Annotated in this window: 20 protein-coding genes; 9 read left to right on the top strand and 11 right to left on the bottom strand. The window is 30.9% G+C overall.

Annotation, left to right across the window (positions count from 1 at the left end):
• The 7 genes from HMPREF2737_RS08355 to HMPREF2737_RS08325 form a co-directional block, all read right to left on the bottom strand.
• Positions 1–311: hypothetical protein (locus HMPREF2737_RS08355; RefSeq protein ID WP_053020705.1), on the bottom strand; the 311-nt coding region annotated here is incomplete at its 3' end.
• Between the two features lie 18 nt (positions 312–329).
• The gene (locus tag HMPREF2737_RS08350; protein ID WP_046309608.1) at positions 330–536 is read right to left on the bottom strand and encodes a hypothetical protein; all 207 of its coding nucleotides are present in this window, start codon (positions 534–536) and stop codon (positions 330–332) included.
• Between the two features lie 11 nt (positions 537–547).
• The gene (locus HMPREF2737_RS08345; RefSeq protein WP_070650055.1) at positions 548–886 is read right to left on the bottom strand and encodes a hypothetical protein; all 339 of its coding nucleotides are present in this window, start codon (positions 884–886) and stop codon (positions 548–550) included.
• 3 nt (positions 887–889) lie between these two features.
• A complete protein-coding gene (locus tag HMPREF2737_RS08340) occupies positions 890–1,303 on the bottom strand; it encodes a hypothetical protein (protein WP_053020703.1) in 414 nt (137 codons plus the stop codon).
• A 3-nt stretch (positions 1,304–1,306) separates the two neighbouring features.
• The gene (locus HMPREF2737_RS08335) at positions 1,307–1,507 is read right to left on the bottom strand and encodes a hypothetical protein (protein WP_053020702.1); all 201 of its coding nucleotides are present in this window, start codon (positions 1,505–1,507) and stop codon (positions 1,307–1,309) included.
• Positions 1,508–1,519: 12 nt separating this feature from the next.
• The gene (locus HMPREF2737_RS08330; RefSeq protein WP_016931049.1) at positions 1,520–1,834 is read right to left on the bottom strand and encodes a helix-turn-helix domain-containing protein; all 315 of its coding nucleotides are present in this window, start codon (positions 1,832–1,834) and stop codon (positions 1,520–1,522) included.
• 3 nt (positions 1,835–1,837) lie between these two features.
• Positions 1,838–2,050, bottom strand: coding sequence for a helix-turn-helix domain-containing protein (locus tag HMPREF2737_RS08325; RefSeq protein ID WP_053020701.1), 213 nt, complete (start codon positions 2,048–2,050; stop codon positions 1,838–1,840).
• 172 nt (positions 2,051–2,222) lie between these two features.
• Here HMPREF2737_RS08325 and HMPREF2737_RS08320 point away from each other — a divergent pair, with 172 nt between their 5' ends.
• Together HMPREF2737_RS08320 and HMPREF2737_RS08315 are read left to right on the top strand one after the other, a co-directional pair.
• Complete coding sequence (locus HMPREF2737_RS08320) at positions 2,223–2,855, top strand: helix-turn-helix domain-containing protein (protein ID WP_053020700.1); 633 nt, start codon at positions 2,223–2,225, stop codon at positions 2,853–2,855.
• An 8-nt stretch (positions 2,856–2,863) separates the two neighbouring features.
• Positions 2,864–4,036 carry a tyrosine-type recombinase/integrase gene (locus tag HMPREF2737_RS08315; protein WP_070650054.1) on the top strand — a complete coding sequence of 391 codons (1,173 nt, stop codon included), beginning with the start codon at positions 2,864–2,866 and terminating at the stop codon, positions 4,034–4,036.
• 68 nt (positions 4,037–4,104) lie between these two features.
• On the opposite strand, the gene groL is transcribed toward HMPREF2737_RS08315, so the two are convergent.
• Together groL and groES are read right to left on the bottom strand one after the other, a co-directional pair.
• Positions 4,105–5,724 (bottom strand): chaperonin GroEL, encoded by a 1,620-nt coding sequence (gene groL / locus HMPREF2737_RS08310; RefSeq protein WP_037551239.1) that lies wholly within the window; start codon positions 5,722–5,724, stop codon positions 4,105–4,107.
• A 61-nt stretch (positions 5,725–5,785) separates the two neighbouring features.
• The gene (gene groES, locus HMPREF2737_RS08305) at positions 5,786–6,073 is read right to left on the bottom strand and encodes a co-chaperone GroES (protein WP_016931053.1); all 288 of its coding nucleotides are present in this window, start codon (positions 6,071–6,073) and stop codon (positions 5,786–5,788) included.
• 176 nt (positions 6,074–6,249) lie between these two features.
• On the opposite strand from groES, the gene mroQ reads away from it, so the two are divergent.
• A complete protein-coding gene (gene mroQ, locus HMPREF2737_RS08300; RefSeq protein WP_037551241.1) occupies positions 6,250–6,990 on the top strand; it encodes an intramembrane glutamic endopeptidase MroQ in 741 nt (246 codons plus the stop codon).
• 61 nt (positions 6,991–7,051) lie between these two features.
• Here the strand turns inward: mroQ and HMPREF2737_RS08295 are convergent, their stop codons facing one another.
• Entirely contained in the window at positions 7,052–8,815 is a 1,764-nt protein-coding gene (locus HMPREF2737_RS08295; protein ID WP_070650053.1) for an SdrH family protein, read from the bottom strand.
• A 183-nt stretch (positions 8,816–8,998) separates the two neighbouring features.
• Between HMPREF2737_RS08295 and HMPREF2737_RS08290 the strand changes: the two genes are divergently transcribed.
• The 6 genes from HMPREF2737_RS08290 (at position 8,999) to agrA (ending at position 14,088) form a co-directional block, all read left to right on the top strand.
• Positions 8,999–9,622: a nitroreductase family protein gene (locus HMPREF2737_RS08290; protein WP_037551245.1), complete on the top strand. Its 624-nt coding sequence runs from the start codon at positions 8,999–9,001 to the stop codon at positions 9,620–9,622.
• A 194-nt stretch (positions 9,623–9,816) separates the two neighbouring features.
• Positions 9,817–10,602 carry a carbon-nitrogen family hydrolase gene (locus HMPREF2737_RS08285; protein ID WP_037551247.1) on the top strand — a complete coding sequence of 262 codons (786 nt, stop codon included), beginning with the start codon at positions 9,817–9,819 and terminating at the stop codon, positions 10,600–10,602.
• A 729-nt stretch (positions 10,603–11,331) separates the two neighbouring features.
• Positions 11,332–11,898 (top strand): accessory gene regulator AgrB, encoded by a 567-nt coding sequence (locus HMPREF2737_RS08280; protein ID WP_037551249.1) that lies wholly within the window; start codon positions 11,332–11,334, stop codon positions 11,896–11,898.
• 2 nt (positions 11,899–11,900) lie between these two features.
• On the top strand, positions 11,901–12,038 hold the full coding sequence (gene agrD, locus HMPREF2737_RS08275) for a cyclic lactone autoinducer peptide AgrD (protein ID WP_037551251.1): 138 nt from the start codon (positions 11,901–11,903) through the stop codon (positions 12,036–12,038).
• Positions 12,039–12,069: 31 nt separating this feature from the next.
• The gene (gene agrC, locus HMPREF2737_RS08270; protein ID WP_037551252.1) at positions 12,070–13,353 is read left to right on the top strand and encodes a quorum-sensing sensor histidine kinase AgrC; all 1,284 of its coding nucleotides are present in this window, start codon (positions 12,070–12,072) and stop codon (positions 13,351–13,353) included.
• 18 nt (positions 13,354–13,371) lie between these two features.
• Positions 13,372–14,088 (top strand): quorum-sensing response regulator AgrA, encoded by a 717-nt coding sequence (agrA, locus tag HMPREF2737_RS08265; protein ID WP_037551254.1) that lies wholly within the window; start codon positions 13,372–13,374, stop codon positions 14,086–14,088.
• 117 nt (positions 14,089–14,205) lie between these two features.
• On the opposite strand, the gene HMPREF2737_RS08260 is transcribed toward agrA, so the two are convergent.
• Positions 14,206–15,171: a carbohydrate kinase family protein gene (locus HMPREF2737_RS08260; protein WP_037551255.1), complete on the bottom strand. Its 966-nt coding sequence runs from the start codon at positions 15,169–15,171 to the stop codon at positions 14,206–14,208.

Raw genomic sequence — 15,171 nt, 5'->3', positions numbered from 1 at the left:
TATGCGTTATCTGATTTAGTCGCCAAACTATTCATATCAGATGACGCTTTTTCTATAACTATATCAATATCATTCAATTCACTTTCGTAATCACGAATGACCGATAATAATGTTGATACAATAATGAAATTTGATTTCATATTGTCATTAGTCCTTTTTTCTCCTACTACTTGATTATTTTCTCTATAATAATCTCTTAATTCTTCAAGTCCTTCTTGTTCAGCACATACATAGTCAATAACTGCTTGGATCTTATTAGAAATATCAGCTGTTTCAATACTTGCTTTAATTTGTTTTAAATCTTTAACCATGAGTTATTCCTCCATCACTTAACTAATTTTTTGTTTATTATAGATTTCTTTAGCTTCAATTAAACTTTCTAAAGTACACTTACAGTAGTCTATTTTCTCCAAATCTTCACGACTGAAGAAACTTAACTGACTTTGACTTTCAAATATAATTTCTTCTTCATTTTTAATAATCCAGTTGATAGCATGCATAATATTTAGTTTATTCACATCTAATTTAGCAGCCATTGTTTTCACTCCTATTTGTAGAATTTTATTACTTTCTCATTTTTTAATGAAGGTACAGATATTCCGTAAAAAGTACATACATTTTCAAATCGTTTATATTTTTGTTCCCAAGTTTTCATTTCTTCTTGAAACTGACCATATACACTATCAAAATCACTCCCTAGATCATCTAATACAATTAGTTCGATAGCTTCAGCACCTAAAAAGTCACCTTCTTCTCTGTATGCTTTGGCTTTTTCAGCTAAGTAACCTGTTAACTCTGAAATTCTATCTGCCTCACCTCTTAATTGAGACACTTTCATAGCTGTTACTGCTACATCGTCATATGCTTTTAAAATTTCTTTCATCATTTATTAGTCCTCCAAACTTTCAACAAAAATCGCCATTTCTTCAATAGCTATTTTTAATTCTGCAATATCGTCTTTAGTTAGGAATTTGCTAATATTAGAATCTTCGTAAATAAGAGGAAAGTCAGTAAAAGTTCCAACCGCTGACATTAAATCTTCGTATTCTCGATAATCTGCAAGAATTTCTGAAATTTCATTATCACTTAAATATGGATATTCACTTTTAATAACTGATACATTTTTAGTATGGCGTTTTTGTAGTAGCTTAATCATTTTACTAGTATGCTTTTTACCATTCACCATATGCTCATAGTTCAATTTGCCTTTAATATCTTTAAAATCTTGATTAGTTAAGTTTTTCATTTTCTTATTTTCCTTTCCGAATTTAATTTGTTTGTTTAATTTTTGTTCTTGTTCCATATCCTATACACTCACTTTCTTATCTTTAAGTTCGACGATTCTATTAATATCTAACTGAATACATGCAATTGAGATGTTAGGACTAACTTCAGGAAAATGTTTCTTAAATGCATCAGGTGCAATGTTTAAAAGTAAATTTCCTTCAACATCTTTTACATTGAACCAACCAATGACGCTCTTTGTAATTACTACTTGTTGTTTCATTTCTTTAACCTCCTAAATTGTGCTAAGCAATTTCTTAACATTAATCTGTTTTAAATCATTATTGTGTATATCCATGTGAGATGTGATTTTCTCCATAAATTCATCTACATCAGATTTCTTAAATCGGTATGTGCTGCCTACCATGTAATACTTAAGCCCGTTATTAATAAGTAACTCCTCAATTGTTGGTTTACTTAAATTTAGGTATTCAGATAATTCTTTGTAGGTCATGAAGAATTTTTCTCTTGCCAATTCATCTACACGTTGATTAATAGCTTGCTCTAATAAAGCACGTGCTTCTTCTTCATCAATATTGATGTTGAACATTGGTTAAGCCTCCTTTTCATTATTATCAATTCCAAAAAATTCATTAGGTGTAATTTTAAGAAAATTACAAACTTTCAAAATTGTTGAAGTATCAGGATTTTTAGTCTTTTCATGATACAAACCGTATAATGTTGTTTTTGCTATTCCAGTACCTTCAAATACATCAGCTATTGAAAGTTTTTTTATAGCAAGTATCACTCTGAATTTATTTTCCATATCATCTCACTCCTTTATAACAGATATTTGTAATATTTTTTTGTAGTCTGTTATTAATTACATTGTATACTCGATAAAAACAAATGTCAATTCTCAAAAATATATTAGTGAACTCTGTATTTTTTTAGCGACTTATAGTAACATTATTGTGAAAATAAAGGAGGTAAAAAATATGATTCAAAGTAGATTGTCTGTATTGATGGCTGAACGAGGTCTGAAAATTTCTGATTTATATGAAGAAACCGGAATATCAAAAACTACTTTAATGGCAATAGCTGAAAATACTGGTAAAGGAGTTCAGTTTGATACTGTTGATAAATTGTGTAATTTTTTAGGCGTCACTCCGTGCGAATTTTTCGATTATTCTCCATATATAGTTGAAACTAAAAAAAGTAATTTTAGCGAAGGTGAGATAGATGGATTTGAAATCAAAATAAAAAAACAACATTACGAAAAATATTTCAACTTAGACATGTTTGTTTATAGTGGAGATTCGAATGTTATACCTTTAAAAAAAGGAGAGTTCGATTATTACATTCCTCTAGTATTACAAGGATCAGATCATTACACTGAAAATGAATTTTATACGTTTCTTTCCAATATGAGCATTTCTTTCCGAACAGAGTTCATCAACAAACTAATCACAAAAGTTAAATCACAATTAAAAGACTTGGTTATAAATAAACAATCTTTCGAACTTATAGGTGGTTACACGACTATTCAATTTCAATTAAATGATTATATCGCTTTGAAATTATTTCCAGATAGTGAATTTGAAACCTTAAAAAAATTCCGTATTAAGTAGGTGATCACATGGCAAGTTATGAAAAACGCGGAAATACATGGCGCTATCGTATATCACTAGGAAAAGACGCAAAAACGGGCAAATATAAATATATTTCAAACTCAGGTTTTAAACGCAAATCAGACGCTAAACACCACGCTGAAATGGTAGAACGTCAATTAAGAACCGGTGATTATATCGCACCGTCCACATCTACATTTAAACAGGTTGCTAACGATTGGCTTAAACAATATGCTAACGAGGTAAAAGTAAGTAGTGTCAGAGCACGCGAGAAAGCCATACACCACGCCATAGAACGCTTTAACAATAAACCAATACAAACTATCAATAAACATGATTATCAACGCTTTGTAAATGATATAAGCGCACAGTATAGCAAGAATTATATTGATAGCATTATAGCCTCTACGAATATGATATTTAAGTACGCATACGATATGAAATTAATAAGAATAATGCCTAGCGAGGGTATTAAACGACCTAAAAAGAAAGTTAGTGTGGAAGAATTAGAAGATACTGAGATACATAAAAAGTTTCTTGAAAAAGATGAATTATTTCAATTCCTGGAAATTGCCAAAAATCACCATTCACCACAAAATAGCTTTGAAGTATTTTGTACATTAGCATATACAGGCATGCGTGCAGGTGAATTATTGGCATTGAAGTGGTCTGATATAGACTTTGAGAATAACACAATCAATATTACAAAGACTTATTACAATCCAAATAACAATAAAAAGCAATATCAAATACTTACACCAAAAACTGAAAGCTCAATCGGAAAAATTCCAGTTGATCCTCATGTGATTAAATTACTTAAAAACTATAAAGTGGATGTTCAGGACACATGGAAAAACGAATTGTATGTAGATAATAATTTCGTTTTTACTGATGTTAACGGCTACCCTCTTGTAATTAAAAAACTACAATTATGGATAAAAGCTATACTTAAAAAGACTGACATAACTAATAAACAAATAAGCACTCATTCATTTCGTCATACTCATTGTGCGTTACTTATAGAGGCTGATGTGCATATTAAGGAAATACAAGAACGCTTGCGCCATAAAGATATAAATACCACTATGAACATCTACGCTAAGATTACGAACTCATACAAAAAAGACGCTTCCCAAAAGTTTAGTAAACTCATGGAAAACGTCTCAAAAGATTTATTTTAAAATTTATATGCCCAAATTATGACCATTGAAGATTTCAAAAGCTACTACAACAGTGTTCAACGGTCTTTTTACATCATACCTGGCATGCCACCCATACCTTGATTATCATTATTATCTGGTTCAGGGATAGTTGCAACTACTGCTTCTGTAGTTAAGAACATCGCAGCAACACTTGCCGCATGTTGTAAAGCTGAACGTGTAACTTTAGTTGGGTCTACAATACCTTCTTCAAGCATGTTTACCCATTCATTTGTCGCAGCGTTAAATCCAACACCTGCATCTGCATGTTTTAATCTTTCAACAATAACTGAACCTTCTAGCCCAGCATTTTCAGCGATTTGACGTACAGGTGCAGATAAAGCTTTAAGTACGATGTTAACACCTGTTGCAACATCACCTTCAGCCTCGATTTCATCTACTTTATTATAAATATTTACTAATGCAGTACCACCGCCAGCAACAATACCTTCTTCAACTGCAGCACGTGTAGAGTTTAAGGCATCTTCAATACGTAATTTACGTTCTTTCAATTCAGTTTCAGATGCAGCACCTACTTTAATGACTGCAACGCCACCAGCTAATTTAGCTAAACGTTCTTGTAATTTCTCTCTGTCAAAGTCAGAATCAGTTTCTTCAATTTGTGCTTTAATTTGACTCACACGAGCATCAATACTATTGTCATCTCCATCACCATCGACAACTGTAGTATTATCTTTTGTTACTTCAACTTTATTAGCACTACCTAACATATCGATTGAAGCATCTTTTAATTCTAAACCTAAATCATCTGTAATAACTGTAGCTCCAGTTAAAATAGCTAAGTCTTCTAACATTGCTTTACGTCTATCACCAAATCCAGGTGCTTTTACTGCAACTGCAGTAAATGTTCCACGCATACGGTTTAATACGATATTTGTTAAAGCGTCTCCTTCAACTTCGTCTGCTACAATTAAGATTGGACGACTAGATTGAACAACTTGTTCTAATAAAGGTAAGATATCTTGGAATGAAGAGATTTTTTTATCTGTTACTAAAATATATGGTCTTTCTAACTCAGCTATCATTTTATCTGAATCTGTAACCATGTATGGTGATTGATACCCTCTATCAAATTGCATACCTTCAACAACTTCTAATTCGGTATCTAGTCCGTTTGATTCTTCAATGGTAATAACACCATCATTACCAACTTTATCCATTGCTTCAGAAATGTATTTACCAATTTCTTCATCTGCTGCAGAAATTGCACCTACTTGTGCGATTTCATTTTTATTTTCAACTTTTTGAGAAATATCGTGTAGAGCTTGAACAGCTACTCTTACTGCTTTATCAATACCCTCACGTAATCCTACTGGGTTAGCACCACTTGTTACGTTCTTTAATCCTTCTTGAATCATTGCTTGTGCTAATACAGTTGCAGTTGTTGTACCATCACCAGCAATTTCGTTTGTTTTATTAGCAACTTCTTGAACTAATTTAGCTCCCATATTTTCATAAGGATCTTCTAATTCAATCTCTTTAGCAATTGTGACACCATCATTTGTAATTAATGGTGCTACATATTCTTTATCTAATACAACGTTACGTCCTTTAGGTCCGATTGTAACTTTAACGGCATTAGCTAATTTATCGACACCACGTAACATAGCTTGTCTTGCATCTTCAGAAAATTTAAGGTCTTTAGCCATTGATTATACCTCCATTGTTTAAAATAGTTTATTATTACTTATTAATTATTATTTATAAATTTTAGTCTTCAATTATAGCAAGTAAATCTTCAACATTTAAAATTAAGTATGTTTCATCTCCACGTTTAACTTCTGAGCCAGCGTATTCTTGGAATACAACTCTATCTCCTTCTTTAACCTCTGGAGCAACCTTTTCACCATTGTCTAAAACTCGTCCAGTTCCAACAGCTACTACTATACCTTCGTTAGACTTTTCTTTTGCACTGTCAGTAAGTACAATGCCACTTTTAGTTGTTTGTTCTTGTTCTTTGCGTTCAATAATCACACGATTTCCTAATGGTTTAAGCATGATCGTTCCTCCTTAACAGGTTCCTTTTTAGCACTTAAACATAATGAGTGCTAATCTATATTTTATATTAATCAAATTTGGTCAATTTTTCAAGCGAAAGGGTTATCTATATTTTGTATAACTCACAATTTTGCGATAAACTAACTAATGTTGATTAATTTTTTTGGAGGAATAGTATGAGGAGAATTTGGGTAGCATTTCTTACCATTATTATTTATGGATTAGCACAGTTTTTACCCTTACTTGCACAGCAATTACCTTTCTTTAAAGATTTAAAAGGGATGGAACTAGCTAAAGCGGGCGTATACACTCAAGTTATTTTATTTGTAATAGCAGCATTATTAATAATTTGGTTAAATAGTATTATCAAAAATCCAACAACACTGGAGCGAGGTTATAAAGAACCTAAACGCTACATTTTACCTTGGGCTTTATTAGGATTTGTTGTCGTGATGATTTATCAAATGGTAGCTAGTCTAATCACTATGTGGTTAGTTGGACAACCACAGCAAAGTCCAAATACTGAGAGAATTATGGCAATTGCAAAACAGCTTCCAGTTTTCATATTATTAATCTCAATAGTTGGCCCAATTCTAGAGGAATACATATTTAGAAAAGTTATATTTGGTGAAATCTATAATAAAATTAAAGGAAATCGAATTGTTGCGTTCTTAATCGCTTCAATAGTAAGTTCAATTTTATTTGCGATAGCACATAACGATGTTAAATTTTTCTTCATATATTTTGGTATGGGTATGTTATTCTCTCTTGCTTATGTTTTAACTAGACGTATTGCGGTTCCAATTATCATTCATATGTTACAAAATGGTTTTGTAGTGGCAGTCCAATTTTTCTTTGGTGACACAGTTAAACATTTACAAGAACAAAGTAATTTTATAATTCATTTTCTATTTTAATAAATGAACGCATCTATTAACCTCATCATTTTAAATGACAATAATAGATGCGTTTTCTATTTTAGTTTTTAATTTTCCTATAAATAAACCTACCTGTAACACCTACGAAAATCATAATTATAGATGTAATTAAAGCAATATTTATGTTTTTATATTTGTCTTTATTTTCCGCTTCTTTACTTTTTTCATTGGTATCTATAATTTTATCATCATCATGGCTCTGTATATCTGCATCCTCTTTTTTATCTCTATCACTTGGCTTTTTCAATTCAGGCATAGATCCAATTTCCCCAGTTATAAGTGCCAATACTTGCTCATCTAAATTTTTATAATACTTTTTCGAATTCAAAGGGTTAAAATATTCAAATCTGAAATAGTTAGAACCTTTTTGTAAATAATCTAAGTATTCATTATTAAATGATTGTTTTCGGAAAAGCCTGTAAAAATCTTGATTCGAGATATACTCATTATTATTCCCCAACCGGTTTACCTGATTTATAATATATGGATTGTATTTATATGAACCAGTTGCTAAACTATTTAATCTATTTAATAGCATTGACTTGCTATAAACCGGAACTTCACTTTGCATATTGTCATTATTTGAATAAGTTTCAATATGACTTTGTCGATGATTTTGTTGTAAGTTATCGCCATAGTGCCATTGGTTAGTATTAGACCCACTCATAATTGATTGATTTTGATTTCTGTTAGAATGAGATGTCGAGTTGCCATTATTCTTATGTGGGAAAATTTGATGAATCATTGAATCAGATACAGTGTTGTTATGACGGTTAGAACCAGTTGATTGGTTTCCGCTTGTTGAACCATTATTATTATTAAAAACGGGTTTATTAGGTTTTACTGTATCATTGGTACTTGAGTGTTCTGAATGATTGCCAGGATAGTTACTATTATTATTTGAATTGCTATTGGAATTATTTTGCGAACCATTATTTGATCCAGAATTTGAATGATTATCACCTTGATTTGAACCAGAATCCTCATCATGTTTAGGTGGTTGCTGATGATTGCCACTGTCTCCTGGTTTATTTCCTCCATCATCTTGCTCGCCTGAGTCATTATTCCCTGGATTGTTTCCATTGTCTGGTTTACCTGAATCATTATCTCCTGGTTTTTCTCCGTCATCAGGGTTGCCTGATGAGTCATTGTCTCCTGGTTGTTCTCCGTCATCCGGGTTGCCTGAATCATTATCTCCTGGTTGCTTTCCGTCATCTGGATTGCTTGATGAATCATCATCTCCTGGTTGCTCTCCATCATCTGGATTGCTTGATGAATCATTATCTCCTGGTTTTTCTCCATCATCTGGATTGCTTGATGAATCATTATCTCCTGGTTTTTCTCCGTCATCCGGATTGATTGTTTCATTGTCTCCTGGTTTTTCTCCGTCATCCGGATTGATTGTTTCATTGTCTCCAGAATTATTTGTGTCATCACCATTATTTAAATCAGTATTACTGCCTGAGTTACTATTATCAGATGCGTTACTTTGATCCACAGTATTATTACTATTTTGATTAGCATCATTCTCGTTATTTGATGATGTATCGCTTTCACCGCTATTTTGATTATTATTATTTTTTTCTAATTTAGTTGAATTTTGGGTATGAGATTGATGATTTTCATTGATGTTATTACTACTATTTTGACGTTCTTGGGTATCCGTGTCTGAACTAACCTTACTACTATTAACTTCATTCATAGCTTGTTGATTATTTTCTGCAGCTTTTACGATGCTCTCATTTCCTAGCATAGATGTGCCTAAAGCTAAAATGAGACCTGTATGAGCTATTTTCTTTTTCATCAATCTTCCACCTCCTCGTTTTATAACACTTACAGTATAAAGAATATTTACATATAATGCATTGAAATAAGGTTAATGATAAAAAATATTAATATTTTTGACATTTTTGTTAAAAACATTTTACATATTTAAGTATAATATTTATACTAGAGATATAACTTATACAAACAAAGGAGATTTAACATGGGGTTATTTAGCAAATCAAAAACAAAACCATTTTTACAAGAAATCGAAGATAGACGTACTATCTATAGCACTGAAACAACAATTTCAATCAGTGATAAAGAACTAGAAGATATGATAGAGCATATTATTAAATACACTCCTTCTGCTTTTAATTCTCAATCTACTAGAATCGTATTGTTATTAAATGATCAACATCACAAATTTTGGGACAACACTAAAACAGTATTAAAAGATGTGTTGGGACCTGACCGTGATTTCACTCCAACTGAACAACGTATCGACGGATTTAAACATGCGTATGGCACAATTCTTTATTTCGAAGACGAAGATGTGATTAAAGGTTTACAAGAACAAATGCCAAATTATGCTGATAACTTTGCTAATTGGTCAATTCAAACAAACGCAATGCATCAATTTGCAGTTTGGACTGCACTAAGTTCAAAAGGAATTGGCGCTTCATTACAACATTACAACCCTTTAGTAGATCAAATCACTACACAAGAATTTGACATCCCTGCTTCATGGAAACTTGTTGCTCAAATGCCATTTGGTGACATCCGTGAAAAAGCTGGTGAAAAAGAAATACAACCAACTAATAATAGATTAATAGTTAAAAAATAATCTACATTCATTGATATCGATTAGATCAACAATTCAAGACTCAGTTTCTCTCTAGAATTCATTTCTCTGTTGAAATTGAGTCCTTTTTATATTTATTTTCAAAAATAAAGCATTTTAATCATCACTTTCAAATTTTGATTTTCTTATTCTATTTTAGTAAATTAGAGATAATCATGGGATGAGGAGATTTTTAAATGAAAATACAATTATTTCAATTTTATGTATCATATGGCAATGTAGAAAAAAATGAAAATAAAATAAAAAATTGGTTCGAAAATAATTTGGAGGAAGATACGGAGGTTGTTGTTCTTCCTGAAATGTGGAATAACGGATATGCATTGGATGAATTAAGTGAGAAAGCAGATAGAGAACTTAGCAGAAGCTTTCCCTTCATCCAATCCTTAGCTAAACAATATAACGTCGATATTGTAGCTGGATCTGTATCAAATATTAGAAATGGCAAAGTTTATAATACTGCATTTACCGTTTCTAAAAACGGACATAGAATAAATAAGTACGATAAAGTTCACTTAGTCCCAATGCTAGATGAGCCGACATATTTAGAAGATGGCAAAACAGTACCAGAACCATTTCCTCTATCTTCAGGTACTCAAGCTACACAAATTATTTGTTATGATTTAAGATTTCCAGAGTTATTAAGATATCCCGCGCGTAATGGTGCACAGATAGCTTTTTTTGTAGCTCAATGGCCAACACCTAGATTGAATCACTGGAGAGTCTTACTTCAAGCACGTGCAATTGAAAATGACATGTTTGTTGTTGCTTGTAACGGAACTGGAAATGACGGTAATACTGATTACGCTGGTCATTCAATGATTATCAATCCAAATGGTGATATATTAGTTGAATTAGGCCAGGATGAGGACACAATCGCATTTAATATTGATTTAAATGAAGTTGATGTTCAACGTGAGAATATTCCTGTATTCAAAAATTTAAAACCAAATCTATATAAATAGTTACTAATCTGTATCCTATTATATGGATACAGTTTTTTTACAAAAAAAGTCACGAGCTTGGGAGGAACTCGCGACTTTCATATTAAGGGAATGTTTTTACAGTTATTTCAATCTTTTGGGGATGTTATTAATTATGAAAATTTTACGATAGCTTACATCCTGAAAATATTTAACTTCTATATCTTACAATAGCTAAGTTAAACACTTTCCACTGAGTTTAAACTTCAGTAACTTTACTTAGTTCATTAATAAGTTGGGATGGCTTATTAATGAACTCGTTTAACTACACGAAGAAAACAAAGTAAGAAACTTCATATAAACAAGAAGTCACTTTAGTAATAATGATCAATGGGACATTACTACTATTGCAATGGTTTCATAACCATTAATAACACTTACAACAATATAGTAAAGGTGTCAATAATTTCGCAACTACAAACAAAATTATTTAACTCAATTACCAAACAATAACTATTAAATTTAAAGACTAAGATTATTAAGTTTTTATCACTTGTAAGTGATATGAGTCTATTTAAACACAACCTATGAATAAATAATCAATTATTTCTTAAATCGCATTTTTTTATACATAACTGTAATATTTTATATGTTAAAATATTACTTGTAATTTCAATATAACAGTTAAGTATTTATTTTGAACAGTTAAGCATAAGTACCCAGACCAATTGCACTAAATTGTATAATTGATATAAGGAGAGTGGCACACCATTGAAAGCAATTGATAATAAGATTGAGCAATTCGCATTATATTTGCAACGCAAAAATAATCTTGATCATATTCAATTTTTGAAAGTAAGATTAGGATTACAAGTTGTTGTAAGCAATCTATCAAAAACAATAGTGACATATGGTGTTGCACTTATCTTCCATACATTTCTATACACTTTATTTACACATGTTAGTTATTTTTTAGTTAGACGTTATGCACACGGGGCACATGCAAAATCATCATTGCTATGTCATGTTCAAAATTTAGCTTTATTTGTAGCATTACCCTGGTTGCTAGTATATTTTCAAGTGAATCTGGGTATTATGTATTCTGTAGTTGCAATTGGGACTGTTTTAATTATTTACTATGCTCCTTCAGCAACTAAGAAACAACCAATTCCTAGTCACTTAAAAATGAAAAAGAAGCTATTATCAGTCATCATAACAATGGTTTTATTAATAATTTCATTTTTAGCACCAGAACCGTTTAAGCAATTAATTTTATTAGGAATTACACTTGAGAGCATTACATTATTACCAATCTTTTTTCCTAGGGAGGATTATTAACTATGACAGTATTATTAGATTTAATCATCAAATTATTTACATTTCTTTTACAATCAATTGGTACAATAGCTTCATTCACTCCTTGTACTACTTATTTTGATGAACCAGAAGTACCTGAGGAACTAACAAACGCTAAATAATGATAAAAAAGTGTAGAAAGTGTGTATGAGTATGGATTTTTTATCAAATGTGCCATTAGCAGTTTTCCAAGGAATACTACTATTTATAGTTTCAAATATAATTTTAAATTTAAAATACTCATTAAGGGATTATTTACTAATTGCAGGAATAATAATCCCTTCTTCTATTCTATATTATTTTTTTGATAGCTTTGCATTGATTGTTTTATTAGTAGGATGTGCCATTTTTTTATATTCAAAAGTTCAATTTTATTCTATTTTGACTGTACTAAGTTGTGCTATCATAATGTTTTTTAGTAATTTTGTAACAGTTATTACATTTGTGCTCTTTGAAAATTACTTAAACACTAAATTTTTAATATTTATTGTATACATAACAATATTTAGCAGCTTTTCAATTCTGTTTGGTGTTTTTTTCCGCTTTTTATTAAATAAATTAAAACAATCATATTTATCTATCAACAAAACGTATCTTACAATTATTTCGCTTGTCTTGATTTTATCTTTTATAATATTATACGCTTACTCACAAACACCGAAGTTAGATATTTCATCCTTAAAAATGTACGGTTTAATTTTCATTGGAATTATTCTTTTCTTTACTGTTCTAATTATTTTCATATCTAACTATATGATTAAAGAACTACGTTATAAACGTAACATGGAAGAGATTGAAACATACTACGAATATACGTTACAAATTGAGTCAATTAACAATGAAATGCGTAAGTTTAGACATGATTACGTGAACATCTTAACTACAATGTCTGAATATATTCGTGAAGATGATATGCCTGGATTAAGACAATATTTTAATGAAAATATCGTACCTATGAAAGATAATCTTCAAATGAAGTCTATTAAAATTAATGGAACTGAGAATTTAAAAGTACGTGCGATTAAAGGCTTAGTTACCACTAAAATTTTACAAGCTCAAGAAAAAAACATTCCAATTAGCATAGAAGTACCAGAGTTAGTAGAACATATAGAAATGAACACGATTGATCTTAGTCGTATCATTGGAATTATTACTGATAACGCAATAGAAGCATCTGAAACGCTTGAAGATGCATTAATACGTATCGCTTTTATTAATACAGACTCTTCTGTCATGTTTATTGTTATGAATAAATGTAAAGAAGATATGCCACGTATTCACGAACTATTTCAAGAACGCTTTTCAACAAAAGGAGAAAATAGAGGTCTAGGATTAAGTACTCTGAAGGAAATTACTGATTCTACTGAAAATGTATTGCTAGATACCACAATAGAGAATGGCTACTTTATACAAAAAGTAGAAATCATTAACAATTAGTCATAAGGATGTGTAATCATGAAAATATTCATTTGTGAAGATGATGTAAAACAACGCGAAAATATGGTTTCATTTATTAATAATTACATTATGATTGAAGAAAAACCTATGGAGATTGCGCTTGCAACAGACGATCCTTATGAAGTCATTGAAAAATCTAAAGAAATGAATGATGTCGGATGTTACTTTCTAGATATTCAATTAGAGGCTGATATCAACGGTATTAAATTAGGTAGTGAAATTCGTAAGTATGACCCTATTGGAAATATCATATTCGTTACAAGTCATAGTGAGTTAACGTACCTAACCTTTGTTTACAAAGTGTCAGCAATGGATTTTATCTTTAAAGATGATCCAAGCCAATTACAGTCCAGAATTATTGATTGCTTAGAAACTGCACACACTCGCTTAAAATTATTATCTAAAGAAAGTACTGTTGAAACGATTGAATTGAAACGAGGAAGTAATTCAATTTATGTTCAATATGATGACGTAATGTTTTTCGAATCATCTACAAAATCACATCGATTAATCGCACATTTAGATAATCGTCAAATTGAGTTCTATGGCAATTTAAAAGAATTTGCACAACTTGATGAGCGGTTCTTTAGATGTCACAACAGCTTCGTTGTTAACAGACATAATATTGAATCCATAGATTCAAAAGAACGTATTGTCAATTTTAAAAACGGTGAGCACTGTTTTGCTTCGGTTCGTAATGTTAAAAAAATATAGTTATGTCTATCAAACTTTTTAAATATAAATTTCATCACAGAAGTAAAAATAATTGAGAATATCACGTATAAAAAAGCCAGTAAATGATCTACTAAAATCATTTACTGGCAATTTTTATCATTTATTTAATTCAGTTGTAACATCTTCAATTGTAGGAATACTCTCTATTGCACCGTATTTAGTTGTAACCTTTGCGGCCACCATGTTGCTAAATCTGAGAATGTCCTGTCCTTCTTCTTTTAGCAACTTAGTAATATTTAATTCGTCACTCAATAGCATTCTACTTATTGCAGCTCCTATAAAGGCATCCCCTGCGCCAGTTGTATCAATTGCTTTTACTTTAAATCCTTCATGATGTATCTTAGTCCCATCTTTTAAAATGATACTTGCACCTGCAGCACCTTGAGTATAAATAACTGCTTCTACAGAACCCTCAAATAATGATTGAATAGCTTTATCTTCATCCGCTTCACCAGTTATAAATTCTAGCTCTTCATCTGAAATTTTAATCACATTAGCTTTCGGTAAAAATTCATGAATTGCTTCTTTACATGCTTCAGCGTTTTGCCAAAGAGGTAAACGAACATTAGGATCAAAAACAATGGTTGCATTTGCTGACTTAAATTTATTTACCATAGATTTGTGAGCTTCTTTCATATTACTTTCAACTAAATCAACAGAACAGAAATGTAATACATCGTTTGGCTTGATTGTAATTTCATTTAGATATTCAGCTTTATAAAGCATATCAGCTGAGGGTTTACGATAAAATGAAAAATCTCTTTGTCCATCTTCTTTTAAACTCACAAATGCTAGTGCAGTATTAGCTTCATCTGTTCGCTTTATAAATTGAGTACCTACACCAATATCTTTTAAAGTTTCTACGATAATATCTCCAAATGCATCATTACCTAATTGAGTGACCATTTCAGTGGAGGCACCCATTTTTCGAGCTACACTCACAACATTAGCTGGTGCACCTCCAACCTGCCTACTAAACTGTTCAACATCTTTAAGTTCAGAGTTCTTAACATTTGGAATAAAATCTATTAATGCTTCACCTATCCCATATAACTTTCTCAT

The sequence above is a fragment of the Staphylococcus sp. HMSC069D12 genome (assembly GCF_001810405.1).
GTDB classification, from domain to species: Bacteria; Bacillota; Bacilli; order Staphylococcales; family Staphylococcaceae; genus Staphylococcus; species Staphylococcus haemolyticus.
The sequence above is the reverse complement of the archived record's forward strand: the minus strand, read 5'-3'. Positions and strand labels throughout refer to the sequence as shown.